This window comes from Sorangium sp. So ce302 (assembly GCF_051530145.1).
Classification (GTDB): domain Bacteria; phylum Myxococcota_A; class Polyangia; order Polyangiales; family Polyangiaceae; genus Sorangium; species Sorangium cellulosum_B.
Window position 1 is genome coordinate 9,593,680 of record NZ_CP150326.1, and the last position, 25,188, is coordinate 9,618,867.

Below are 25,188 nucleotides of genomic sequence, written 5' to 3' on the forward strand. Positions count from 1 at the left end.
AAAAGGCTTAAGAACGAGGGCGCCGCTCGCATGGGGTCGAGCTGCGGGCAGAGGTTGGCCAACGGCCACGCGCGAGCGGCACGCGGAGGGACCAGGCCGAGAGGCTCACGCCGCGGCGAACGACGGGTCTCTGGCCCTGGCGATAAGCGGCGGCTCGGTAGGGATGCCGAGATGGGTCACGATCGCCACGATGGCTTCGCGCTGCGCACGTTGACCGATGTCGGCGACGACCCGCCGGCGCCCACCGCACGGACACGCGAGCACATCGTCCAAATAGACGCGGCGGATGAGGGAAGCCCAGTCCATGCGTGCGTAGATGGGCGGGACGGTGCCGTCGCCGAGGCTCGTGCGCGCTCGCCGGAGGGTCCCAGGTAGCCGCGGGAGGTGGCGCCGTGATGTCGTTGGCGCAGGTCGGTGGCGCCGTCGCGCTCGTCTTCGTCTTCGTCTCCGGCTGTCGGTGATCATCGCGTCTCGCGTCCGATCGGTGAAGAGCGCGGCCCCATGATCGGCAGCGTTCACCGTTCACCGCCGGCACCCACGCCGATCTGGGCCACGCTCGCCTCCGCGGCGTAGACGTTACGCCCGCCGAAAAGTCGAAGGCCCGAGGGGTGCCACCCTCGGGCCTTCTGGAGCTCCGCGTTGCCGGAGTCCCCCACCTTCATCACAAGCCGGGCTCCAGGTCCAGAAAACGGCGGCATGGAGCCCGTTGTCTTCGTCCGCCTACCGCCTCGCCCACTGCGCCCGCTGCCGCGTCCAGCTTCGCATCTGCCGTCGCTGCGATCGCGGCCAGCGCCTCTGCCCCGACTGCCGGCCCCTCCGGCGTCGTGAGTCGCTCCGCCGCGCCAGCGCGGCCTACCAGACCCGGCCTCGCGCTCGCCGTCTCCATGCCGCTCGCCAGGCCCGGTATCGGGACCGACAGCGGGACAAGTTCTCCGCGCAGAAAGTGACGCATCACGGGGTGACACAAGCCACGGCCGCGTCGATGTCCCAGCTCGCGCCGGAGATCACCCCCGGCCGAAAGGACAACGATGACGATCGAATCCGAGATGTCGGCCGCTGCTCGCTCTGCGGAGCGCGGCTTCCGCCCTGGGCCCTGCGCGAGCGGCGCGCTCGGTCAGCTGTTCACCGACGCGCTCCCCGCGTCCCACGGAGCCCTCCGCGGTGACGGGAGGCGGCGGTGATCGCGAAAGAGAAGGAGGCCGAGGTTCTGCGCCTCTACCACGGCGAGAAGTGGCCCGTGGGCACCATTGCCGCCCAGCTCGGGCTGCACCACACCACCGTTCAGCGCGTGCTCGGGCAAGCGGGCGTCGACCCGAAGGTCGTCGCGCCGCGCCCGTCGATGGTCGACCCGTTCGTGCCCTTCATCGTCGAGCAGCTCGGCAAGTATCCCTCGCTGCGCTCGAGTCGCCTCTTCGGCATGCTCAAGGAGCGCGGGTATCCGGGTGGTCCCGATCATCTGCGCCGGGTGATCGGTCGTCTCCGCCCCAAGAAGCCGGCGGAGGCCTTCCAGCGGCTCCGTACGCTGCCCGGCGAGCAAGCGCAGGTCGACTGGGCGCACTTCGGCAAGCTGGCTGTCGGCCGGGCGCTGCGCCCGCTCTGGGCCTTCGTCATGGTGCTCAGCTACTCGCGGCGGATCTTCCTTCGCTTCTTCCCGAGCGCGGCGATGCCCTTCTTCGTGCGCGGGCACGTCGAGGCGTTCGTCGACATCGACGGCGTCCCGCGCGTGCTGCTCTACGACAACCTCAAGAGCGCTGTCGTGGAGCGTCACGGCGACGCGATCCGGTTCCACCCCCATGCTCCTGGCTCTGTCGGCGCATTACCGTTTCGAGCCGCGCCCTGTCGCCGTCGCCCGCGGCAACGAGAAGGGCCGCGTCGAGCGCGCCATCCGCTATGTCCGCGAGGCGTTCTTCGAGGCCCGGACCTACGCCGACCTCGACGACCTCAACCGACAAGCGACCGAGTGGACCAGCGCTGCAGCGCTCGATCGCTCCTGGGTCGAAGACCGCGCCCGCACCGTGCGCCAGGCCTTCGACGACGAGAGCCGCGTGCTGCTCGGGCACCCCGACACGCCGTTTCCAGCCCACGAGCGCGTCGAGGTCGAGATCGGAAAGACCCCCTACGCGCGTTTCGATCTCAACGACTACTCTGTTCCCCACGACCGGACGAGCCGCACGCTCGTCGTCCTCGCCGACCTCGAACAGGTGCGCATCGCCGACGGCAACGAGATCGTCGCGACCCATGTCCGCTCGTGGGACCGCGGCCAGCAGATCGAGCAACCCGAGCACATCCAGCGCCGGGTCGACGAGAAGCGCCGCGCCCGCGAGCATCGCGGCCTCGATCGCCTCGCCCGCGCCGCCCGCAGCAGCCAGGCATTCCTGCGCATCCTCGCCGAGCGCGGAGACAACGTCGGCAGCGCCATCGCCCGGCTTTTGCACCTGCTCGACGCCGTCGGCGCCGCCGAGCTCGAAGAGGCCCTCGTCGAGGTGCTCGAGCGCGACACCATCCACGTCGGCGCCGTGCGCCAGGTGATCGACCGCCGCCGCTCCGAGCGCCACCTGCCGCCTCCGGTCTCGATCCCCGTCACGCGCGGCCAGCACGCCGCCCTCGTCGTCACGCCGCATTCGCTCGCCACCTACGACGCCCTGAAGAAGGACCCGACGCCATGACCGATCTAACGCCCACCGAGACGAAGGCCCGCCTGAAGGGCCTCGGCCTGTTTGGCCTGCTCGCCTGCTGGGAGGAGCTCGCCGACAAGCCCTGGCTTCGCGAGGTGCTCGCCATCGAGGAGCGCGAGCGCCAAAAACGCAGCCTCGATCGCCGCCTCAAAAACTCCCGCGTAGCCGCCTTCAAGCCCATGGCGGACTTCGACTGGTCCTGGCCCAAGAAAATCGACCGCGAGGCCGTCGACGACCTCTTCGCTCCCGGCTTCCTCACCACCGGCCACAACGCCGTGCTCGTCGGCCCCAACGGCGTCGGCAAGACCATGATCCTCAAGAACGTCGCCCACCAGGCCGTCGTCCGCGGCCACACGGTCCGCTTCTCGACCGCGAGCGACATGCTCGCCGACCTCGCCGCGCAGGAGTCCTCGGCCGCGCTCGCGCGCCGGCTGCGCCGCTACACGGTTCCCGCCCTTCTTTGCATCGATGAAGTCGGCTATCTCTCCTACGATGGCCGCTACGCCGACCTGCTGTTCGAGGTCGTCACCCGTCGCTACGACGCGCAGAAGCCGATCCTGCTCAGCACGAACAAGGCCTTCTCCGACTGGGGCCAGGTCTTCCCGCACGCCGCCTGCGTCGTCACGCTCGTCGACCGGCTCGTGCACCGGGCCGAGGTGATCGAGATCGAGGCCGAGAGCTACCGGCTCAAGGAAGCCAAGGAGCTGAGCGCCTCCCGCACCAAGCAGCGCCGCGCCAAGAAGCACTGAGCCACCTCTTCACCGGTGAACTTCACCGGCGTCGGATGCGGGTTTCACCGGCACCGGGCGCGGATTTCACCGGTGAACTTCACCGAATCCCCGCGGATTGCCGCGATCATCAACACCGGCACCGGGATGCTCGTCGCCACGGGCCGGTGAGGCACCACGGCGGCTCGCCACGACGAGCCCGACGCGAGCACGCCGGAAAGGCGCAGCAACGCATACCGGTGGAGGCACGAGAGCCGCGATGCGCGCCAGAAAATGCACGGGCGCCTGCACCAGGTGAGTCGCGCCGTTGCGACGGGGCTTGCGAAGACGGTACGCGACGCGGCCATCGGGCAGGAGCGAGATGCGCTCCAGGCTGAAGGGCGGACGCGCGGGGGCGGAACCGATCCTCGTCGTCCGCCTCTGCGAGGGGGACGCCGTCCTCATCGAGGCGCACAAAGGTGCCGCCGAAGAGCGACAGTTGCATGTACGCTTCGAGCGGGGAGAGCTCGGGGACCTCGTTGGAGCGCTCCTCGCTCGGCCGGTCGTCCACGAGCTTCCGCCGCCGCAGCCACCGCATCATGCGCTTCTCGACGCGCGCGGCGACAGCGGCGATGTCGTCGCGCGAGGGCGCAGGGCCCTCGTGGAAAACGACCTCGGGACCGTCCTTTCGAGTGAATACGGCGGTCAGGCATCGATCCGCCTTCTGCGCCGTCCACGTCGGCGGCGTGCCTGCTACTGGGCCTCCGTCGGCGCCGCGCTCTGTCTCGGCACGTCTGCGCCCAACGTCGTGGCGGCGGGATGCACCACGCGTGCGAGCCCCGCCGAGCCCGCCCTCTCATGCCTTCTCGGGCAGGATCTCCATAGGCCTCGCAACCGCCCCGCTCGGCCGCGAACCGGCCCGGTCCAACCCGACGTTTGCGGGACTGCGCCGGGACCTCGCCGCCGCTGCTGCTCAGGCGCAGTCCCGCAAACGCCTATTCGTTGGGCCCGCGTTGGGGCCATGCCCTCCAAGCGGGGGCGATCCGTGCTCACGCCTCCCAAAACCTCGGCGAAAGCGACGGTTCGCTGCTGTTGGGCACGGCGAACTCGACCCCCAAAGACTTCCCTGGCGCGGAGGCGCACTCGGCGCAAAGGTCAATTATTTCAGTTGCTTCCGGTCGACGCTTGGCCGCGCTGGCTTTCGGTGTAACCCGAGGCGGGCCCGACCGGCTGCCTTCGGGGTCTTCCAGGTGATCCGCCTTGGCAGGGCCAGCGTCGTCTCCTTGGGATGGCGCCAGGTCGGGCGGCGCGGTGGCATTTTCGTTCGCCCTGTTCGCCTCCCGTCCCGCGGGCGCGGGACCGCCTGCCCCTACCGAACCGCCCTTGCCGATCAGCTCGGGAATCGCTGCAGCAAGGGAGTCAAAGTCGCCCAGCTGAAGCTCGGCGAGCTTCGCGGATATTGAGTTTCGAATCCGTGGTCTCGAACAGCTCAGGACGATCGATGCCGGCGCGCCGCAGTTGACCTCTAAAGCTCTTCGCTCCATTATTACCCGGTAAGGGGTTCCTTCTCGGTCCCACGAAGACACGTTGCTGATCCGGACAGATGGCGCGCCAGGCTGGCAGCGCGCGCACGACAGTGTGGGATCTACCCCCTTCGAGATTTCTGTCACCGAGCGGGCCTGCTCGCGTCGAAAACTTCAATTATTTCATGTTCGTGTAGGATCTACACCCAAGGGAGATGAACGATGAGCGATGGAGAATTTCGACGCTACACGATCCGGCACGACTCACCCTATGTCGTGCAGGCGCCAGACGGCGAGCAGATCCCGCTTCCGCACCACCGGAGCATCCAGCTTCCGGCCGCTGTCACCGTCGCCGCGCCCGCGCCGGGACGCGACTTCTACTACGTCACCATGACGCGGGAGGAATATGCGGGGTTCCTCGACGAGGTGACGGACAAGATTTTCCGCTCTCCGCCGATCTTGTAGATGATCGCCACCTCTCTGCCGCGCCGCTTCGGCTACATGGCGTTCGGGCTCGTCGGGGGGATCTTGGGGGCCATCGCCGGGATCTTGCTCATCCCCACGGATATCAGCTCCGAGATTTTCCTGCAACGCGAGCTGCCCAGCGGAAAGCGCGTCGTGTACGCGCTCCTCTTCTGACACGAGCCCAGTTTTGATGCCCCGGAGTCCCGGGTACGTCGTGCACGAACGACCCGGCGCCTGCTGGCATGGAGAATGCTCCAGCCCGGTCGTGTGCCGAGCAGGGCGTGGAACGGCAATCCCCGGGGGGAGACGAGCATGAACCATCGATATTGCCCATGCCGAGGGCAGGCCGACGGCGAGCCCGACAGCTCTGCTCCGAGGAACTTTGAAGGCCTATCGCTGGCGGGGCCGATCCTCGCGGCGCGGCCCGAGGACATGATCTCGCTCCGCTTCAATGATTTAATTTCAATGTGGGATCTACACCCAAGGGAGATAAACGATGAGCGATGGAGAATTTCGACGCTACACGATCCGGTACGACTCACCCTATGTCGTGCAGGCGCCAGACGGCGAGCAGATCCCGCTTCCGCACCACCGGAGCATCCAGCTTCCGGCCGCTGTCACCGTCGCCGCGCCCGCGCCGGAACGCGACTTCTACTACGTCACCATGACGCGGGAGGAATATGCGGGGTTCCTCGACGAGGTGACGGACAAGATTTTCCGCTCTCCGCTGATCTTGCAGATGATTGCCACCTCTCTGCCGCGCGGCTTCGGCTACATGGCGTTCGGGCTCGTCGGGGGGATCTTGGGGGCCATCGCCGGGACCTTGCTCATCCCCACGGACATCAGCTCCGAGATTTTCCTGCAACGCGAGCTGCCCAGCGGAAAGCGCGTCGTGTACGCGCTCCTCTTCTGACACGAACCCAGTCTTGATTCCCCGGAGTCCGGGTGCGTCGTGCACCAACGACCCGGCGCCTGCTGGTATGGAGAATGCTCCAGCCCGGTCGTGTGCCGAGCAGGGCGGGGAACGGCAACCCCCGGGGGGAGGGGAGACGAGCATGAACCATCGATATTGCCCATGCCGAGGGCAGGCCGACGGCGAGCCCGACAGCTCTGCTCCGAGGAACTTTGAAGGCCTATCGCTGGCGGGACCGATCCTCGCGGTGCGGCCCGAGGACCTGATCTCGCTCCAGATCTCATTCGAGAATATCGCCCTCGACACGACGCACAGGACGCCTGCGCTTCGGCGCGCGGACGCACACAGGGACGCCTATCTCGTGCTCGAGCTGCCAGCCCAGGCAATCGCGGAGGAGGCGTTCTACTTCGACAAGCTAGAGCCCACCACGCCGGGCTCCTCTCCGACATGGCCGTCGGCGCGCACCATCCTCTCGAACCCCACCCGGCTCGTCTTCCGCGTTCCCGCGGAAATCGCCGAGATCCATTACAGTCTTGAGGGGATCCTCGCGGTTCTCCCGAGCTGCCCCCTCGTCGTGGCGCGTTCCGCCCGGTCGGACCTCCAGCCGACAGACGTCGTCCGCCCGACGAAGCCCGGGTCGCTGGAGACCGCCATCGAGGCGCCCTACCGACTGGTGCTCTCGCCGGACCAGTGCGCCGCATGGGAGCACGCCGCAATACCGGTGACGCACGGAGAGCGGACCGAGCCGTGGCATACCCGGCTCGACTTCCGGCCTCCGCAGGAGGGGGGCAAGGCGGCGCTCTTGGATATGCCGTGTGTGCCCACCGCGGTCCCGAGCGTCCGCGTGATCTGGTCGCGGGATTGCCCCGAGGGCAGTGTCGACATGCGTCCTCCGGAGATGGGCTGTGTATCCCCGGTGAACGATCCGGGGCGGCAGACCCCCCGGCCGGGAGACGATAGGCCCATGCCAAGCTCGCTCTGGCCCGAAGCGCGGCGCGAGCTCGCCTGGCTGACCACCAGCCGCAATGTGCTGTTCACCCCCGACGGGCGCGATTACGCCGCGCCCTTGGCCGCCCGGCAGGTCATGCTGAGCAGCCTCGGCGCGTGGCTCAATCTGTACGGCGAATGGATGTTCCCCTCGCCCATTGCCCGCTTCGAGTACCGGGCGACCCTGGGACGGGAGCAGCTCACGCGCCTGGAGCTCCGGGGGTATGCGCCTCGTGCATGCGGAGATCGTGCATCTCCAGCAGTGATCACCAATGGAGTAGCGCTGATTCAACTGCTCCTGCGAGGCCTGGTCCCGTCGGGAGATGGAATCAGTCGGGAGTGGGACGTCGCTCACGTCCGAAAGAGGTACAGTCATGAAAGTGCCGAAAAATGCGACAACCGTTGGAATCGGCATCGCGGCAGCAGTTTCGCTCACCAGTTGTATCGAGCTCTGGAAGTCGCCGATGCCAACGGCCAGGCACGGTGGCCGTAAGCTTTCCGACGAGGAGCAGATGATCATTATAGCTCAAGTCTGGGGCGATCAACCGCAACATCCAAATCTTCCCTATCAGGCGCTCTGTATCATCCGGTATGAGTCGGAGGGCTGGACCGAGGTCGAGAACATCAATAGCAACGGCACGGTCGATATCGGCCTGTTTCAGATCAACTCCACAAATTGGGCCATGTGCGGTGGTAAGCAGCACTTGAAAGACCCTGACGCCAACGCTCGCTGCGCTTACAGGATTTGGCGCCAGGCCGGTGAAACGTGGAACCCATGGGCGGCCTGGACCCAGCGGCATAACGACGGCTCCCCTCCTTGCAAGGTCACCAATCCCGACTAAAGCCCTATGCCAGCAACAGCGCAGATGCCAGCAGGAGCAGGGCGCATTCGCCGGCTTCCATCCTCTCTTTAAAACCCGACGGTAGAGGACTAGTCTCAGCGGGATTTCATATTGGCCGTGTCGGGACGAGAGCCGCCCGCCGGGCCGCAATGGCTCCGCGGGCTCTCGCCGTTCGCGCCGAGCGCGCTGGCGTACGATAAGCCGCTCTGCGCCTAGCTCGACGCCTTCACCTCGCACGCGGGAGGCTAGGACGAGCCGGCCGGATCACGAAAGGCAGAACCGCGCGGGCCAGTCCTCGTCCTCGTCGGGACCGGCGAGGCCGTGACGGAGGTTGCCCGCGTCCTGGGGGTGGCGGTCGGGACCGCCTTCTCGCGGCTCCGTCGTGGCCGCAGGCGCCTCGCCGCCGTGCTCGTGCGCTGGCGTCGTTCGCGCTGACCCCGTGTCCCGCAGACCGGTGCGTCGCCCACTGGTCTGGGCCGCGAGGACGCAGTAGATTTTTCACGTGGGTGCCGCAGATCCGACTCGCATGGCCGAGAATCTACGTCTCGCTTTCGACCTCCTGCGGAGACCGCCCATCGTGATCACGCAGATCACGCCATCGTGATCACCGCGATCGCGCATCGTGATCGCCCTCGGAGCGAAGCGACGCTGGTCCGTCGGGGTCTGGGGTTCAGGTCTCCGTGGTCTCCTTGCCCTTGCGGCGCGAGGGGCCCTTCAGCGTGAGGCGGTGCGCGTTGTGGACGATGCGGTCCAGGACGGCGTCGGCGATTGTCGGATCTCCGAGATGATCGTGCCACTTTCCGACAGGAATCTGGCTGGTGATGACCGTTGATCGCAGGCCGTGACGGTCCTCGAAGACCTCGAGCAGGCCGCGGCGCTCCTGGTCCTTCAGCGGGGCGAGCCCCCAGTCGTCGAGCACGAGCACGTCGATCTTCGCCAGCCGCCCCAAGAGGCGCGTGTACGTCCCGTCGGCGTGCGCGAGGGCGAGCTCCTCCAGCAGGCGCGGCACGCGACGGTAGAGGGCGCGGAAGCCAGCGCGGCACGCCTGATGCGCCAGCGCGCAGGCCAGGTAGCTCTTGCCCACCCCGGTCATCCCGGTGATGAGCACGTTGGCGTGGTCGGCGATCCAGCGACCCGAGGAGAGCTGGCGGATCTGGGCCCGGTCGAGCTCCCGCTTGGGCGCGTAGTCGATGTCCTCCAGGCACGCGCTCGGGATCCGCAGCTTCGCCTCGCGCAGCAGCCGCCCGATCCGCGTGTTGTCACGGGCGATGTGCTCGGCGTCGACAAGCAAGGCGAAGCGGCCATCGAAGTCGAGCTCGGCGATCGCGGGGTCAGTCCGCTGCGCCACCCAGGTGTTCGCCATCACGTAGAGATGAAGGCTCTTGAGCTTCTCGAGCGTGGGTTCGGTCAACACGTCGTTCTCCATCAGTTGAGGTAGTAGTCACGGCCACGGATGTTCTCGTGGTCGATGGGTTGAGGGACGACCGGGGCGCCGTCGTCATGAGCGAGCGGCACGCGATCGAGGCCGTTCTTCAGGATCGACTCGACGTGCCGGTAGGAGCGAGCGCGGACGTGCCCGGCGCGCACGCAGGCAGCCTCCAGCCGCTCCTGGCCGTAGCGCTTGCCGAGGCGCAGCAGGCCCAGGCAGGACCGGAAACCCTGCTCGGGGTGGGGCCGCTCGGCCAGGATCGCCGCGCAGAGCTGGCGGGTAGCCGGACCGATCTTCTCGGCCCACGCCAACAGGCGCGAGGGCGTCCACTCCGCATGCGCCCGGTGGGCGCTCGGCATGTGCTCACGCACGGTCGAGTGCTTGCCGCGCGCTCGCGAGCGGGGGTGCGATGCGATCCGGCGGCTGCGCAGCAGGACCTCGACCGTCGCGGCCGTCGCCCTGATCCAGACCTCCTCGTGCACGTGCACGTAGGGGACCGAGTAGAAGTGGTCGTCGAAGACTACGTGGTAGTCGATGTTGACACGCGCCTTCTTCCACTCGGCGAACTCGAATGCATCGGCAGGCAGGGCGGCGAGCGCTGGCCTCTCGAGCTTCTCGAAGAGCTCCCTCCGGCTCTCGCCGTAGCGCTTCATCACACGGCTGTTGATGTCGACGAGCAGCTCGGCGATGCGCGCGTTGAGCGCTGCGAGCGAGTGAAACACCTCGTTGCGAATACGGGCAAGAATCCATCGCTCGACGACCTGCACGGCGACCTCAACCTTGGCCTTATCGCGTGGATGCTTCGGTCGCGCGGGCAGCACCGTCGTGCCGTAATGCGAGGCCATCTCCTCGTATGTCCGCTGCACCTGAGGCTCGTGCCGGCAGGCGCGCGTGACGCCGCTCTTGAGCTGATCGCACACGACAGCGCGCGGCACACCGCCGAAGAACGCGAAGGCGCGGCAGTGGCTTCCGATCCAGTCCGGTCCCCTCTGGCTGCGCGTCGCCTCGGCGTACGTGTAGCTGGAGGCGCCCAGCACGGCGACGAACAGCTCGACCTCGGTGGCGATGCCCGTAGCAGGGTCCACGAGGGTCGGCTTCTTCCCCGCGTAGTCCACGACCATCTTCTCGCCCGCGACATGCACCTGGCGCATCACCAGACCGCGCCGCGCGAGCCACGCCCGGTACCGGTTGCAGAACGCGGTGTACCGGAGGCCGTTGGGATGCTGCCGCAGGTACTCCAGGTGCAGTAGCTCCAGCGTCACGTGCGGCCGGTGCCGCTCGCGGTGAATCCAGGCGCAGTCGGGCTCGGCGGGCGCGACCCCCGGCACGACGACGGACGTGCCGTAGAGCGCCCGCTCGAGCGCCTCATCGTCCAGGCGCGTGACCTGCTCCCCGGTCGTGAGGCCGGCGGCCTTGGCGCGCGCCAGGACGTTGCCCACCGCCCCCGGGCTCGTGCCGTTGCTCCTCGCCGTCTGCCGGTGCGTACGGCCCAGGAGCCACTTCTGCCGAAGAATCTCTCGCGTTTTGTGCATGGACAGTCGCTCCGTCGCCACCTAGGACCCTCCTCCGAGGCCCGGGAGGGTGGACCCGACGTCCAGCGCCGCTACGCCTCAGCCTCGTGCGCCGCGCAGGATGCACCAGCGCGATCACGAGCGGCGATCCGCGCGATCACGAGCGTGATCCCGCTGATCACGATGGTGATCCTGGCGATCACGATGCGCTGATCCTGGCGATCACGATGCGGTGATCTCGGCGATCACGATGGCGTGAAATCCGCACTCGGCGTCGTTGTAGCTTCAGCAGGCCTCAGGTCAGCGATGACAACGCCTTCTCCGAGTCGCAGTTCAAGACGCTCAAGTACCAGTCCGACTATCCGGACCGCTTTGCCTCGCTGGCTCATGCACGAGCGTGGTGCCAGGAGTTTTTCAGCTGGTATAACGAACTTCATCAGCATTCTGGCCTTGCGCTCTTCACACCTGCTGATGTATTCTACGGCCGCGTCGAAGATATCGCGGCTCGGCGCCAGGTCGCCCTCGACACGGCCTACGCCGCGCATCCGGAGCGCTTCCCGAACGGTCCGCCCGTCGTGCGCAGGCCGCCCGCTACGGTAGCCATCAACCCGCTGTCCGTCGACGACGCTGCCGGCGAGGCCGCGGCGCCGCCGCACACGGCCACGACCAGCGTCGCACCCGAGCCTGTCGCTGCGCCAACCGTTGTGGCGCAGCCGCCGCGACCGCAACCGCTCGGGTCGCAGAGCCGGAACGCGTCCCTCAACGCGATCCACTCATAGGATTCTCGTCCGGACTGTCTCAAACCTGTTGGCATTTTCCGCGGCGACGATGTGGGTTGCGAGCTTCACGATGCACCTCTCCTTCATGGTCTCACCACGCCGCATCCAGCTTTCGTGCCACCAAAGCTCGTGCGCGCTCCGAGCACCGCAGCCACAGCGCACGACGGTTCGACGGCGCCGGGCGGTGCGCGAGGGAAGCCCGATACGGTAGCATCGCTCCCCGGCCGGAGATTCGGGAGATCCTGCAAACATCATCACTTGATGGTGACGGCACATCACACCACGACGCGGCGCGCGGGAGCGCAGACGGCACGAACGCCAAACCCACGCTGGCGAAGACCAGTGAAGCGCTGGAGAATCGCCAGGCTGCCTGCAGCCCGTCACGCCTCGCGTGTGAAAGGCTCACCCGTGGTCGCTTCGCTCCGAGAGCACAAGGGTGCAGCGAGACGACCGCCCAGGTCGGGCGAAATGCGCACGCTACGGCTCTCGGCGTTGATGCTTTTCCGAGATCGTCGCGGGCATGAAGGTTGCCATGGGACGAGGTGTCGATTGTTCGCGAGCCCGAGCGGTTTCGAAAACCAGACAGAGATTTCAGATCGACCCGAAAATGGTGGACGCCGATGACCCATTTTGGAGTGCCTAACAGAATCGAACCGAGCGGGCCAAGGAGATGCAAGCTCGCCAAGGCGCAAGGGCAAAGTCGTGCTGAAGCACGCCGGAGTCCGAGCGACGCAGGCACGCGCCGCGTATCCACAGGCCGGCGACGGGAGATTCTGTCTGGCAATTTCACAGCCAAGCTCGCTGCAGCCATGTGCTTGACGGTGCCGGTTGCTTGCAGCGCAGGCTCCGCGCCGAAATCGAGCAAGGACCAGAACGCCGGGCAATCCCAGGAAGCCATCATCTCGCGGTGGGTGACGGTGATGCTCCCCGCGGAGGCGTCGCTCCAGACGACGATCCTCTCGGCGACGGAGGCGCGCTCGGAGCTATTGCGTTGCCGTCGCGCCACAGAGTGCGAAAAGCAGTGCGAGGAGATGCGCGCGCTGCCAGCTTGCCGTGACGCCATGAGCACGGTGCTGCGCTGCTTCGCGTCGAAGCCGACGCCGCGCTGGGAGTGCGGCGACGGCGGCTCACCGTCGGTCAAAGAAGGGTAGTGCGAGCAGGAGCAGGCCGGCTTCGCCTCTGCCTGAAGGGGTTGAAGGGGCCGTGAATCGTCTAGAGGAGTTGAAAAAATGATGGAGCGAATTGCGTCTGCTCTGAGTCTCGCTGCTGTCACGCTTCTTGGCAACGTCGCGACCGCCAACCCATCCACAGGAAATCTCGTCTCGTCCACAGATGGATGGGCAAGCCTCGATCAGGACCCGACGGCAGACGATTTCTACACCATGAACCGGGATTTCTACACCCTCCGGTCTTACGTCAAGGCCTTCGGCCAGCGGGACGACTCCTGGGATCCGTCGGCCGGCTACAGGGCCAACCGCGCTCGCATCCTCAGGCTGTACGACTATTATCGGGATACCTATCTGGGGCGCCCGAACCAGTTTCTCTGGGCCGGGCTCGGTCGGATGGCGGGCGGGGCCGTCGTGGGCGGGCTGGACTTTCTGGTGGATCCGGGGTTCCTGTTGCCCGGTTATGCTGACCCGTCCACCTTGACGACCACCATGGTCCAGATCGGTAAGAGCATCTTCCTCGACCTGGCCTGGCAGCACGAGGCGTTCCTGGATGATCCGGTGAAGACCATTCAACTGGCCCTCGTGCACGACCTTCGGCACCCGGGGAAAGCCAGCTACGCGGCTGCGTGGACCAAGATCGCCACGAACATCCCCGGCGAGATCGCGGCGGGGAATCAGATGCTCCTGGAGAACGAGCAGTTTGCCATCATCCAGCCGTTCTACGACGCGCTGATGCGCGACCCCGACCCTCTGGGAGGGTTCACTGTCCGACGCACTCGCGCGTTCACCAGGAACGTCCACCCTTACCACCGCGACTTTCTGACGGCGTTCCCCCTCGGCGACGTGCTCATCGCCAACGACCGCTGGGCCTGGATCACCGAGCCGGACGGGATGTGGCAGAAGTGGGTGGCGATGCCTGAGGCGGAGCGAACGCGGTTGGCTACTCTCCCGATGGATGACCTGATTCATCAGAGATGGGGGCAGGTTCTTCCGGGGCTCCTGCCTCCCGGATCTCGATGATATCAGCAAGAGCCGGTGGGTCGCGGCCCTCGATCGCACTGCGCTTCTGGTCCGACGACTCCGGATGGTGCTGCACTTTGTCTGACCGGGTCCAATGATCCCGCGCGCTTGCAAGACAAGGTGCAGCACCATCGCGGCGCGCAACTCGAGCAGGCTCATCCGGCCTTCAGTAAAAGTGCGGGAGAGCCGAAGTAATCGTCGCTGATCAGGCAATTCTTCATCATCTCTCACCCACATGCAGCAACCTTGTACTGGGCTGGCGACCATCGCCGTCCCGGCTTCGTTCTTCTCCCGCCGAAGTCCCAGCAAAGAACGAACCAACTTTCCTCTCCTCACCGGCTCGATCCATGATCACTTACAATCGTATCCATTTGGATCACTGTCCGCGCGCATGGTTTCTGCATGCACGACTGTAGACTGAGGTCGTCATGCCATCCAGAGTTGACCTGCGCTCTCGTATCGCCGCCCTGTCGGCCAATCTCAGCGCGCACACCGGACCTGAACGCGACGCCGTCATTCGGCTCGAAGAGCTGCTGGCGCACGCGCGGTTCAGCGATCTAGCCGCTGAAGACATCGCCGGCGAGCTGTCTGTGGATCGGGTGAGCTGGGACATACCTTCGGATCAGCAGGACGAACGAAATCGTCGCCTCAGCGACCTAACCTCGGGGGCACGCGAGGACGATCACCCACGGTATCGTGTGTTCCGCCGTGAAGCTCCGCTCTCCGCACCGGCAATCGGCCTGACGACGCCTGCGTGGGGACGGGGCGCGGCGATTGACCAGACGCTCGGCCCCTTCGATGGCATCGACGGTCGCCTCTTCTGGTTCGACTTCTACCGCCTTATCGGGCTAGTACCGATCTATTTAGAGGGTGACCCCTCCCCAGCTCTGCTGTTTCAGCTGGACGAACATCTTCTCGAACCCGGAAAATCGCTCTCGATTCGTGACGTGCTGCGCCTGCTGAACCGGCGGCAGTACGACATCGGACCGAGCACCGTGTGGCTTCGCGCCGATCTACTGACGCCCAGCGCACCGAGTGGCACGTTCGTGGGTCTCCGTGGCAAAGGCGGACAATTGGTGTTCTCGCCGCCCCCGGTCGACGCGGGCGGCAAGCTCACCGTCCCGTCGGGAGGGTCGTGTCATATGCATTTGAATCTCCGCGTGCCCGCGGCAGCGAGGGTCTCCGGCGGACGCGCGGGTATCGACGCTGCGGAAGCCCTGATCGCGCTCCCGGACACGTTTTCGTTCGTGCTCGCATCTGGCCGTGCCGCGGTGACCGCCGTCGGGTGTGCGAGCTGGGAGCTGTACGGGCAGCCGATCGGCTTCGAGTGGCGTCAAGGCGCGTCGCCATTCTTCGAGCCGTCGCTGCAGTCGGTCGTCATCCCGATGTCACCCTCTGCTTCCGAGATCGGTGTGGACGTCGAGCGCTCACCGTTTGCAAACGTCGAGGGGAGCGCGCCAATCCGGCGGGCCGGCTGGGCGCTTCCCGTTGCCGCGATCGACGTCGCGCATCCCACCGAGGCGGCCGGCAGCGGTGCGCTCGCGGTGCAGGCCGAATCCGGGCTCACGCTCGGGTGGTCCGGGCTGCGCGAGGGACCGATTCGGCTGCCACGGCCATGGATCGTGCTCTCTCCCGAGCTCGTGTTCATCACGGACCCGCGCGCGTCCAGCAGTCACGCGCACCAGAAGCTGCGACTATGGAAAGACGAGGACTCGCGCTTCCGCTCGGGCATCGATCTCCGATACTCGGACTCGTTCGACATAAGCTACCTGTCAGCGTCGACGGGCAGCGAAGTCGTGCTTGCTCTGACGAACGCCGAGGCGCGCCTCGACCGTCCCGTGGATGTGACCGGGACGCCGCTGCCCATCCGCATGCTGAGCTCGTTGCTTCTTCTCGGCTACACCGACACGGTTCGAATGGCGTCGCTGTACGACGACAACATCCTCGTCGACAGCCTCGACCCGAGGGCCACATGGCCGCTCGCAGGCGATCGTGAGCGGTCGGTGGCCATCCGAAACGCGCTGTTCATTGTCACGCCGGTGAACAGTCTGCTGCTGTTCGCCCGGCTGCTGGACGAGGAGCGAGTGGACCGCGCCGTCCTCGTGCTAGGCATGGGGCTTTACGGGTTACTCCCCACGCTACCGGATCCGTACGCCGCGAACATCGGCACGTTGCGCCGCTATGCACGGCGCCGCCAGCGCGCACGGCAGGTTGGTGCGCTGCTCCTCGCGACCGTCGACTGGCGCAAGGCGGCGGACGATGAAAAGCCGGACCATGTGCATACGAGCTTCGCATTCGCGGCGATCGCCGGGCAAGATCGGGCCTTCGCCGCGTGGGCGAGCGCGACGCGCGCGACCAGCGCCCCTCCGCGGAGCTCGCTCGAGGTAGAGCCGCGCGTAGCTTCGACGGAGACGCTTGCCTCCTCCGGCGATCCCCGGTCGAACGAGCGCGATTGGGCCCGGCTCTTCGAGCGGTTCGAAGCGGAAGAGTTCGCCTTGCTCGACGTCTCGAGCCGCGCCGACCAGATGGGCGTGAGCTTCGCGTGGTTCGACGCGAGCACGCTCGACGAAGACGACTACATCTTCTTCCGCATCTACGGCGTGCGAGACGGATCGAGCTTGGATGCCGCAGCCATCCCGCTGAAGGTGCGCGGAATGGACCTCTCCGCAGAGGGCCGGTACGTGCGGGCGTTCACCGCTCCGCAGGTGAGCTGGGAGCCGCTTGTCAACCGGACCACACCTCGGGTCATCGGCGGCACGCCACCTTACGATCCGCCCAGCGGGGGCAATTACTATCCGAATGACGGCGGCCCTACGCGTCTCTTGAACAATAGCGTGGAGCTCGTCGCGATCGCGCCGCTCACCGTCGCCGAGTTCCTGTTCCGCGATTTCCAGTCACGACGCGACGGCTTTACCGGCGCCCTCTTCACGCTGCCGTTCGGCCTGCGCGCGTTCGCGGAGTTCAGCCGCCAGAACCAGTTCGCCCCGGACCTTCCGGGGGCGAAGCTCGAGCTCAACCAACCCGAGTACGAGGACGGCGCCGTTAAAGGCGGTCTGCAACTGCGCGTCGACGCGCCGGAGCACCCAGCGGAGAGCCCCATCTTCATGGGCAGCACGCTGCAGCTCGAAAACGTCCTCGGGCACGGGGGCAGGCAGGCCCTCGCAGGCACGCTCGGCCGCAGCGTCGGTATCGTCTTCAACAATGAGTTCTTCTACGGCAGCAACATCGGGTACAAGAGGCGTGGTGTGCCGCTCGCGCGCATCGACTTCTCGGGCTACGGCGCGAGCATATTCAGCCACTGGCAGAACCCGAACGCCGCCATCGCGGCCACCAGCCAGGCGCACTTCGAGGTCATCGTCGGGCGCACGGCGCATGAGGTGATTCAGGTCCGGAGTCTCGTCTACCCGTGGGGATTCCGCGTTGTCCGCACGATCACGCTGCTCCGGATGAGCAGCGGGTATGTGTTCCGCGACGACACGGGGTGGGAGGCCGAGTCCGACGGCCTCTACGACTTTCGCTACAACGTGTATCGGACCGCCGCAACAGGCGACCTCGTGGTGGTCCAACAGCCCAACCCCTACGCGTTCCATCCGGGCGTCGTCCGCGGCGTCTTCCGCGTCCGCAACATCCGCGAGACGACGGCGGTGCCGCGGTTCGAGAGCACGTGGAACAAGAATGATGGCGACTCGTACGTGGACGACGACGGCGTGCTTCGCACGGTCGACAGCAGCACGCCGTCCGAGGCGCGCAATCCCGCGGTCGAGTTGCAGCCGATCTACTTCGACGCCGACGTCGGCGTCGATGGTGTCAAGAGCGGCGCCGGCGGCGGCCGCGTGCCGTCGAAGGGAATACTCGGCTACGTCCAGATCGCGCCGCGAGGTGAGCCGCTGCCGCCGGAGCTCTTTGCTTTGCTCCTCACCAGCCAGCTCGGCGCCATCGGCGGACCGGTCGACTGCGTCGTCGACATCGGCGGCAGCGGCCAGCACATGCGGCTGAGCCGCGTGGACGTCAACTCTTCTGCGGACACCGGCGGCAAGCCGATCTTCGTCTCCGCGGCGCGCGGCGCCGTCATCCTGCCGAGGGACGGCGCATGGAGCGTCGTGCAGCACACGCAGGCAACCGGCGAGGTGTCGCCGCTCGATCCGCAAGCAGCGGTGCCGCTGATCCGGCGCGGCTTGCTCGACACCGCGACGCAGACGACGGACGCCAGCCCAGCGGACCTGCTGCGCCTGGCCGACCCGAAGGAGATCGTCCAGGCACCTACCGAGAGCACGCGCAACTACGGGCTGTTGCACTCCACAGAGACACAGAAGGCGCTCTTCCGTCTCCCGAGCTTCAAGGAGGGTGTCGACCAGCTCCTCGGCGCGCCGCCGGACTTTGCCGACGCGTACCGCATCATCAATTCGCCGGGCATCTTCCCGAACGTGCAGGATGCGCTGCCGCTGGCGCTCGGCGCGTTCCAGACGAAGATCCTCGCGGAAGGCTATCGCCTCCTCGATCAGGCGAACCCAGACGCCGTGTTCGAGCAGGCGCTCCCGGAAGGTCCGCTCTACCTGATCAACGAGTCGTTCCTCAAGGTGTACGTCGAGTACGCGAAGAAGAACAAGCACGGCAATACGATGAGTCCGGGGCACCTGCGCTATGGCTTCGACTCGTCGGCTTCGGACGTGGGTAAGAGGTGGCTGTCGAAGGTGAACGACATCGGCATGGTCGTGGATCTCGGGCCGCTCGACCGCCTGATCATGATCAAGGGCAAGCTCGACGCGGAGAAGGGAAGGGCGCCCGCCTTCAAGGAGCCGCAGATCGAGTTCAGCGACGCGCTGAAGCCGGTGATCGAAATCCTCCAGCTCCTGCAGCAGCTACAGGGTGGCGACTATCAGGAGGCGTTCCAGAAGGGGCTCGAGGTTGCGATGAGCAACTCGGCCGACAGTTGGACCTACGCGTTCCATGCGCGCAAAGAGATCCCGGTCGTCAAGTTCCCGCCCGGCCCTCTCTACGACGAGCCCCTGGCACCATTGAAGCTCGAGGCGCACCTCGCACTCGGCGTGTACTTCAATGAGGCGCTCAAGGTCACGACGGATCCAAGGCAGCTCATCCCGTCGGCCGGCGCGTTCCTCGAATTCGGCGGGCGGCTCTCGGTGATGTGCGTCAGCGTCGGGATCGCGACGGTCTACGCCACGGGCTCGGTGGACCTGCGCATATCTGCCGACATCAAGACCGGGCGCGCGCTGTTCATGAAGTTCGGCTTCGGCGCCGAGGTCGTCGCCGCGCTCCCGGTGGTCGCGAACGTATCCCTGCTCTTCATGGTAGGAGTCGAGATCGTTCTGGATTCGAGCCAGCTCACGATCTCCGGCTTCCTCCTGTTCCGCGGCCGCGCCGAGATCCTCGGCGGCATCGTCAGCATCACGATTCAGATCGAGGCGAAGGGGAGCGTGAAGCGCCTCGAGGCGCAGAATCGGACGGACATGATCGCGCAGGTGACCTTCGGTCTCGATATCAGCATCTTCCTGGTGATCAACATCCACTTCTCCGAGAGCTGGCAAGAGAGCCGCCAAATCGCCTAGCCGAGGATCCGACGACCATGGACGCTCGTTTCAGCATTCTGACGTTCCCGCAGCGATTCGACGGTCGCAAGCTGCACCTGCGCATCTTGCTGGTGCCGAAGCTCAGCTCGGCCTGGAACGGCGACCCGCTGCTCCCGGTGATCACCAACCTCCCGAATCTGGGCGAACCGCCCGCCTTTGCCGACGCGGATCTACGGCTCGCGGCCCACGTCATCGACGGGCTCGACCGCTTTCCGGTGAATGCGCCGGTCGATCTCACGGCGCCGCTGCCGGCGGCGAGCGGTCCGGCGGTAGACGCGCGCGCGTTGTTCGAAGAGCTCGTCGCGGCTGCGCCGGGCCGCTTCCGAATCACCACGGACCAGCCCCGGCTGGCCGAGCCGGTCAAGCGCGAGATCTTCATCCGGAAGTACCTCCCGCGCAGCTACCGGGAGTCCTTTCTCTTCACGGGCCCGCGTACGCAGGACGCGGTGACGGACGACAGCTATCGCTGCGCCGTGAAGGATCAGAGAGGTCCGAACCCGGCCTTTGTCAGCACGCCCGACACCGTGAGCTGGGGACAGGTCTACGCGTATTGTCTACGTCACCATCAGCTCGCCAGGCGTCTTGGCCTCATTCGTGAGGCGTCGTTCGTCGTGCCCGACGGGTTGCTCGCCGACGGCGGCTTCCTCCACGTCGATCTCGCGGCCGGCAGCGACTTCGAGTCGCAAGCGGCCGCGGATTACGGGTTCCTGGCGCGTTACGCTGCCCGCATTCCGCGGCTCAAGGCGGGGACCAGCCGCCCGCTCTTTGCGGCCGTGCAGTTCCCGGTGCTGTTCGACGATCCGACCCTCCCGGGCCCGCCGGCCGCGCCCGGCAACTTCGACGCGGTCTTCATCGAAGCCGCCGATTACGATGATGGCTTTGCTAAGATCGTGCACGGGTTTCAGCCGGTCAGCCAGAACCTGCTGGCCGAGGATCCGGATGGCATCACGCCGTTGACCGATATCGGCATCCGTCTCGGGTGGGACGACGAGCAGATTCTCATCTGGCAGAACCGTCAGTTGAAAGCGGACCCCACCGTGCCGACGGTGGGCGGGCCGGCGCAGCGGCTCGATGCTCCGATGGGCGTGTTCGGCTATCGCATCGACGCGCGCGAGCGCGGTCAGGCGACGTGGCGCACGCTCGTGCAAGTGCGCAGCAAGGCGCCGCTGACGCTCGGGGCCATTCCGCTCGGTCAGCGGCCCGACGCGCGTTGGACCGGCGAGCTAGGCGTCGAGGTGCACCCGCAGCAGCTCGATGGCAATCAAGCGACCGGCCAGTTCTGGCTGCCATCCTACATGACTCAGTGGAACGGCACGTCGCTCGTGCTGCCAGACGAGAACGCAGCCGCAATCTTCAAGACCGAGCAGGCGCAGGCTCCGGCGAGCCTCGGGCGGCTGTACGACGCGCTGGGGCTGAACGCGATCCCGTTGCGTTACGGGCGAATCTACGAGTTCCGCGTGCGGCTCATGGACCCGACTGGCGGTGGTCCGCGCGTCACCGACGATCCGATCCAGGAAGCGCCCGCCCCAGTGGCGAAGGTTCCGTTCCGTCGTCACGTCGTGCCGGAGCCCGTCCGCGTGCTCGGACTGCCCAAGTTCCCGGACGAGGATCTGGACACGTTCTACAGGGCCGACAGCCTGAAGGTACGCCGGCCGTTGCTCGGCTATCCGAGCGTAGTGTTCACCGGCAAGTACGCGGATCCCATTCCGCTGCTTCTCGACGCATCCGACGCGGCCGTCGGCAAGGAGTCGTTCGGCATCGCCGATCCGGACGTGCGCCGGGTGCAGATCGACGTGGAGGTACGGGCGCTCCGCATGGACAACCAGCGCTCGCTCTCCGGCCGCGAAGCCTACGCGCTGCTCTACACGACCACCCGCGATTTCCCGACACAGCTCGACGATCCACGGGAGATCCCGCTGCAGTTCAAGAGCGCGGCCGTCCTGAATTTCGGTGACCCGAACGATCTCGGCGAACTGGGGTTCACCCAGGCGCAGATTGATGCGCTCGATGAGCTCGTGCTGCCGACCGCGCGCGACATCCGGCTGACCCTCCGCGGGATTGCCGACGACGATCCCGCGTACTTCGCCTCGGGCGCTCACGTCGGCAAGCCCATCCAACTGCGGGTGCGGCGAGAATCCAGCGACGAGCGGCATCTGTTTGCTCGCGGCGCGACCAAAGCGATCCAGGGCATCTACCTGCAGCCGGACCCGGTGATCCCGTTCGACGGCACCCTAGACACATTGTTGTACCAGCGGATCACCGGCGAGCGCCCCGAGATCATCGAACGGCTTGCGCAGCAGGTCGGGGCGGAGCACAAGGGGCTCACGCTCGTCGGGAAGAAAGGGAAACGTGTGGTGTTCGGCTGCTCGCGCCGGATCCGCCACACGCTCTCTCCCGACAACTCGTCGCTCACCTTTGCAGCGAAGGAGGACCTGATCAATCACTGGATCGTCGCGCTGACCCTGCAGCTCGACCGCGACTGGACGTGGGACGGGCTGCAGCCCGTCAGCTTCGAGATCCTCCGCAGGAAGAAATTCGCTTCGGATGCGTTCGTGGACGACAACGACGGTAAGCCAGTCGGCGACTGGGAGGTGATTCCAACGGCATCGCTCCAGGCGCTCGAGGCGTCAGAGCGCGATCACACGACGCTCCTGTTCCTCGACGCGGTAGAGCCGAAGTCGGATCGCTCACAGGCCGCGAACGCTGCCGAACCCCGCTTTCCGGACGTCATCGAGCTCGAATACGAGATCCGGCCCCGCTTCAAGAGCGTCCCGGCCGTCCGCCCTCGGCCCGAGCGTCTGCGCATAGCGCTGCCGGTGACGACGCCGCCGGCACAGCTGCCGCGGATCGTGTCGGCCGGACTCGCGCTGTCCACCTACAAGCGTGACGAGAAGGGGTACACGTATTCGGAGCCGCGGCGCCGTTTCCTCTGGCTGGAGCTCGAAGAGCCGATCAAGGATCCGAACGATGCCTACTTCATCCGACTGCTGGGTTACGCGCCGGATCCACTGCTATCCGACCAGCGTGGCGAAACCTTCATCGCACCTGAAGAGCCGCCGCTGCCCATCGATCCAGAGTTGATCCGGGTATTCGTCACGGAGCATCCGACCGACGACAAAGCCGGGCTGTCGGCGATGATGCAGCTCCAGGCCGCGGGGAACAGCGATCGTCATTTTCTCGTGCCGCTGCCGCCCGGGTTGAACGCGGACAGCCCTGAGCTGTTCGGGATCTTCACGTACGAGCTGCGGGTGGGTCACGCGAACATCTGGTCGACCGCTCAGGGTCGGTTCGGCCGGCCGCTGCGGACGACCGGCGTGCAGCATCCGGCGCCCACGCTCTTCTGCACCTGCCTGCGGAACGAGGATGAGCTGCTCGTGGAAGCGCCCTTTGCGGAGGCCGTGCTGAACGGAAAGAACATCACGCAGGATCCGCCGCGCACCCAGATCTGGGCGCTGCTTTATGCGCAGGTGCGGCAGGCCGACGGGAAGGATTCACGCAACATCTTGCTCGAGGATCGGGCGCTGTACGTGGCGCCGCGACGGATCGGACGGCCGACGGATGCGGCAGGCAGGAACGCTTGCACAGGCCCGTTTCAAAATCGCGACGCACCGGTGCATGGCGTCACGGTGTGGAAGCAGGACGAAATCGCCGAAGTCCTGCGCGAGCTTGGACTCCCGAGTGACGCGCCGCTCAGCGTATTGTGCGTCGAGATGATGCCGACGCTTTCGGCGATGCTGCCGCGCGAGGCAAGAGGTCAACCTCTGGCGGACGCGGACCTCCCCGCCACCGTGCGCGCGGAGCTGTCGGGAACCCGTGTCGACGCGGCGTCTGCTGTATCGGACAATGTCGATCGCCCGTTGTCCGACGCGCTCGGACACCATCGCATTTTGCGTACGTCGCCGTTGACACCGATTCCGGAGGTCTGCTGCACGGCGGATAGGCCGCGCTAGCACCAACGTTCCCGGGGCTCCTTCTTGCTCATCGGTCACCACCTGAACCGCGTAGATCCGGGCTACCAGGCCGCCATCGTTACATTTGTCAAGCAACAACAACTTCTGACCCCCTTACGTCAGTAAAACTGACCCCCCCGCGCCCCTGGTTACCGAGCCGGCGCAGCGTTCCCGCCGAGCAGTCCCGCCTTCTTTTTCTGCTTCAGCCTGTAGCTGTCCCCGAGATCATCAGCGTGTGGCTGTGGATGGAGCAGCCGGTCGAGGATCGCGGCAGCGAGGACATCGTCACCGAAGACCGTGCCCCATTGCGTCACGGCCTGATTTGTCGTGATCAGGGTACTACTTTTCTCGTATCTCCTGGCGACGAGTTGAAAGAACAGGTGAGCGCTCTGCCGCTCGAAAGGCAGGTATCCCAACTCATCGATCACCAGCAACTTCCGCTTGGTGTAGAAGAGAAGCTTCTCGGCGAACTGCCCTTCGGTCTCCGCCTTCGAGAGCGCCGCCAAGAGCGCGGTGGCGCTCGTGAAGAGCACCGAGTGCCCCGCCTCCACGACGGACCGTCCCAGCGCGATCGCCAGGTGCGTCTTGCCCACCCCGGGCAGCCCGAACACCAGCACGTTGTCGGCCTCGGCGAGGAAGCGTCCGGTGGCGAGTTCGCGGACGAGCTTGTGGTCGACGGAGGGCTGGAACTTGAAGTCGAACTCCTCCAGGGTCTTGATCGCGGGGAAGTGTGCGATCTGGATTCCCATCGCCACGCGCGTGCGCTGCTTGGAGCCGAGCTCGTAGCCGTTCACGACCCATAGGCCCCCTTTCGTCTCGACGATGCCCACCTATGCCTTGCCGAAGAAGTCGATCTTGATCTCTCAGACGAATAGTTATGTTACATGAAGGCGAGAAGGCGGGAAGGGGTAATTGGGGTTATAGGTGAGGCGGCGCAGCCCGTGCCGTAGGACCGCAACGTTGAAGTTCACGATCAGGGCGGCCGGTAGCTTCGTGAGCCTGAGATAGGTCAGCACCTGTGCCTCGTGCACGGGCAGTAGCCGCTCCACCGCCTTCACCTCAACAAGCATGCTGCTACGAACAACAACTCGAGACGGTAGCCACACTCGAGATGCACTCCCTTGTAGATGAGTGGAAGCGGACGCTGACGCTCTAAGCGTAGGCCGCGAAGCGAAAGCTCATGGCAAAGGCAGTGCTCGTACGCAGATTCAAGCAGTACAGGGCCGAGATGTCGATGCACTTCGATACACGCCGGAGGCCAGGACGAGCCGACCGGATCACGAAAGGCAGAACCGCGCGGGCCACCAACGCCGGCTGGCGCTCGGGGATGCGCGGGGCACGAAAAGGCCCAAGAGCGAGGGCGCCGCTCGCGTGGGGTCGAGCTGCGGGCAGAGGTTGGCCTTCGGAACGCGCGAGCGGCACGCGAAGGGACGAGGCCGAGAGGCTCACGCCGCGTCGAACGACGGGTCTCCGGCCCTGGCGATGGGCGGCGGCTCGCTGGGGATGCCGAGATGGGTCAGGATCGCCACGATGGCTTCGCGCTCGGAGATGTCGGCGACGAGCCGCCGGCGCCCACCGCACGGACACGCGAGCACATCCTCCAAATAGACGCGGCGGATGAGGGAAGCCCAGT

The 25,188-nt window shown here is 66.2% G+C and carries 20 protein-coding genes and 2 pseudogenes; 13 read left to right on the plus strand and 9 right to left on the minus strand.

The features are described 5' to 3' along the window. Positions 1–105: 105 nt before the first annotated feature. The 3 genes from WME73_RS36325 to WME73_RS36335 form a co-directional block, all read right to left on the minus strand. Complete coding sequence (locus tag WME73_RS36325) at positions 106–306, minus strand: ATP-dependent helicase HrpA (protein ID WP_437912518.1); 201 nt, start codon at positions 304–306, stop codon at positions 106–108. 209 nt (positions 307–515) lie between these two features. Further along, positions 516–665, minus strand: coding sequence for a hypothetical protein (locus WME73_RS36330; RefSeq protein WP_437912519.1), 150 nt, complete (start codon positions 663–665; stop codon positions 516–518). A gap of 449 nt (positions 666–1,114) precedes the next feature. Beyond that, positions 1,115–1,789, minus strand: coding sequence for a hypothetical protein (locus WME73_RS36335; RefSeq protein ID WP_437912520.1), 675 nt, complete (start codon positions 1,787–1,789; stop codon positions 1,115–1,117). Positions 1,790–1,793: 4 nt separating this feature from the next. On the opposite strand from WME73_RS36335, the gene WME73_RS36340 reads away from it, so the two are divergent. From WME73_RS36340 to WME73_RS36350, 3 genes are read left to right on the plus strand one after another with little or no spacing between them, the layout of a single operon-like run. Further along, positions 1,794–2,666: a Mu transposase domain-containing protein gene (locus WME73_RS36340; RefSeq protein WP_437912521.1), complete on the plus strand. Its 873-nt coding sequence runs from the start codon at positions 1,794–1,796 to the stop codon at positions 2,664–2,666. Then, positions 2,663–3,424 carry an ATP-binding protein gene (locus WME73_RS36345; protein WP_437912522.1) on the plus strand — a complete coding sequence of 254 codons (762 nt, stop codon included), beginning with the start codon at positions 2,663–2,665 and terminating at the stop codon, positions 3,422–3,424. Before WME73_RS36340 ends, WME73_RS36345 begins: the two co-directional genes overlap by 4 nt. 15 nt (positions 3,425–3,439) lie before the next feature. Then, a complete protein-coding gene (locus WME73_RS36350) occupies positions 3,440–3,574 on the plus strand; it encodes a hypothetical protein (protein ID WP_437917530.1) in 135 nt (44 codons plus the stop codon). 75 nt (positions 3,575–3,649) lie between these two features. Here WME73_RS36350 and WME73_RS36355 read toward each other — a convergent pair. After that, positions 3,650–3,847: pseudogene (locus WME73_RS36355) on the minus strand (transposase); the annotation flags it as partial. Between the two features lie 1,280 nt (positions 3,848–5,127). Between WME73_RS36355 and WME73_RS36360 the strand changes: the two are divergent. From WME73_RS36360 to WME73_RS36380, 5 genes are all read left to right on the plus strand, one after another. Beyond that, positions 5,128–5,370, plus strand: a complete 243-nt coding sequence (locus WME73_RS36360; RefSeq protein ID WP_437912523.1) for a hypothetical protein — start codon at positions 5,128–5,130, stop codon at positions 5,368–5,370. After that, positions 5,371–5,544: a hypothetical protein gene (locus WME73_RS36365; RefSeq protein ID WP_437912524.1), complete on the plus strand. Its 174-nt coding sequence runs from the start codon at positions 5,371–5,373 to the stop codon at positions 5,542–5,544. A 322-nt stretch (positions 5,545–5,866) separates the two neighbouring features. Continuing rightward, a complete protein-coding gene (locus tag WME73_RS36370; RefSeq protein WP_437912525.1) occupies positions 5,867–6,283 on the plus strand; it encodes a hypothetical protein in 417 nt (138 codons plus the stop codon). 142 nt (positions 6,284–6,425) lie between these two features. Continuing rightward, the gene (locus WME73_RS36375; RefSeq protein ID WP_437912526.1) at positions 6,426–7,763 is read left to right on the plus strand and encodes a hypothetical protein; all 1,338 of its coding nucleotides are present in this window, start codon (positions 6,426–6,428) and stop codon (positions 7,761–7,763) included. 19 nt (positions 7,764–7,782) lie between these two features. Then, a complete protein-coding gene (locus tag WME73_RS36380; RefSeq protein WP_437912527.1) occupies positions 7,783–8,112 on the plus strand; it encodes a hypothetical protein in 330 nt (109 codons plus the stop codon). A 670-nt stretch (positions 8,113–8,782) separates the two neighbouring features. Here the strand turns inward: WME73_RS36380 and istB (WME73_RS36385) are convergent. Together istB (WME73_RS36385) and istA are read right to left on the minus strand one after the other, a co-directional pair. Beyond that, positions 8,783–9,526, minus strand: a complete 744-nt coding sequence (gene istB, locus WME73_RS36385) for an IS21-like element helper ATPase IstB (protein WP_437917476.1) — start codon at positions 9,524–9,526, stop codon at positions 8,783–8,785. 11 nt (positions 9,527–9,537) lie between these two features. Continuing rightward, positions 9,538–11,073, minus strand: a complete 1,536-nt coding sequence (istA, locus tag WME73_RS36390; protein ID WP_437912528.1) for an IS21 family transposase — start codon at positions 11,071–11,073, stop codon at positions 9,538–9,540. A 239-nt stretch (positions 11,074–11,312) separates the two neighbouring features. Between istA and WME73_RS36395 the strand changes: the two genes are divergently transcribed. From WME73_RS36395 to WME73_RS36415, 5 genes are all read left to right on the plus strand, one after another. Beyond that, positions 11,313–11,831, plus strand: a complete 519-nt coding sequence (locus WME73_RS36395; RefSeq protein WP_437917478.1) for an integrase core domain-containing protein — start codon at positions 11,313–11,315, stop codon at positions 11,829–11,831. 821 nt (positions 11,832–12,652) lie between these two features. Continuing rightward, the gene (locus WME73_RS36400) at positions 12,653–12,982 is read left to right on the plus strand and encodes a hypothetical protein (protein ID WP_437912529.1); all 330 of its coding nucleotides are present in this window, start codon (positions 12,653–12,655) and stop codon (positions 12,980–12,982) included. 78 nt (positions 12,983–13,060) lie between these two features. After that, positions 13,061–14,020: a hypothetical protein gene (locus tag WME73_RS36405; RefSeq protein ID WP_437912530.1), complete on the plus strand. Its 960-nt coding sequence runs from the start codon at positions 13,061–13,063 to the stop codon at positions 14,018–14,020. A gap of 428 nt (positions 14,021–14,448) precedes the next feature. Beyond that, a complete protein-coding gene (locus WME73_RS36410; protein ID WP_437912531.1) occupies positions 14,449–19,584 on the plus strand; it encodes a hypothetical protein in 5,136 nt (1,711 codons plus the stop codon). A gap of 17 nt (positions 19,585–19,601) precedes the next feature. Then, positions 19,602–23,555, plus strand: coding sequence for a hypothetical protein (locus WME73_RS36415; protein ID WP_437912532.1), 3,954 nt, complete (start codon positions 19,602–19,604; stop codon positions 23,553–23,555). Between the two features lie 149 nt (positions 23,556–23,704). Here the strand turns inward: WME73_RS36415 and istB (WME73_RS36420) are convergent, their stop codons facing one another. The 3 genes and pseudogenes from istB (WME73_RS36420) to WME73_RS36430 all read right to left on the minus strand — a co-directional run bounded on the left by istB (WME73_RS36420) (position 23,705) and on the right by WME73_RS36430 (position 25,150). Beyond that, positions 23,705–24,385 (minus strand): IS21-like element helper ATPase IstB, encoded by a 681-nt coding sequence (istB, locus tag WME73_RS36420; RefSeq protein WP_437912533.1) that lies wholly within the window; start codon positions 24,383–24,385, stop codon positions 23,705–23,707. A 45-nt stretch (positions 24,386–24,430) separates the two neighbouring features. Beyond that, positions 24,431–24,795, minus strand: a pseudogene (locus tag WME73_RS36425) (GxxExxY protein). A gap of 205 nt (positions 24,796–25,000) precedes the next feature. After that, positions 25,001–25,150 (minus strand): hypothetical protein, encoded by a 150-nt coding sequence (locus WME73_RS36430; RefSeq protein WP_437912534.1) that lies wholly within the window; start codon positions 25,148–25,150, stop codon positions 25,001–25,003. Positions 25,151–25,188: the final 38 nt, after the last annotated feature.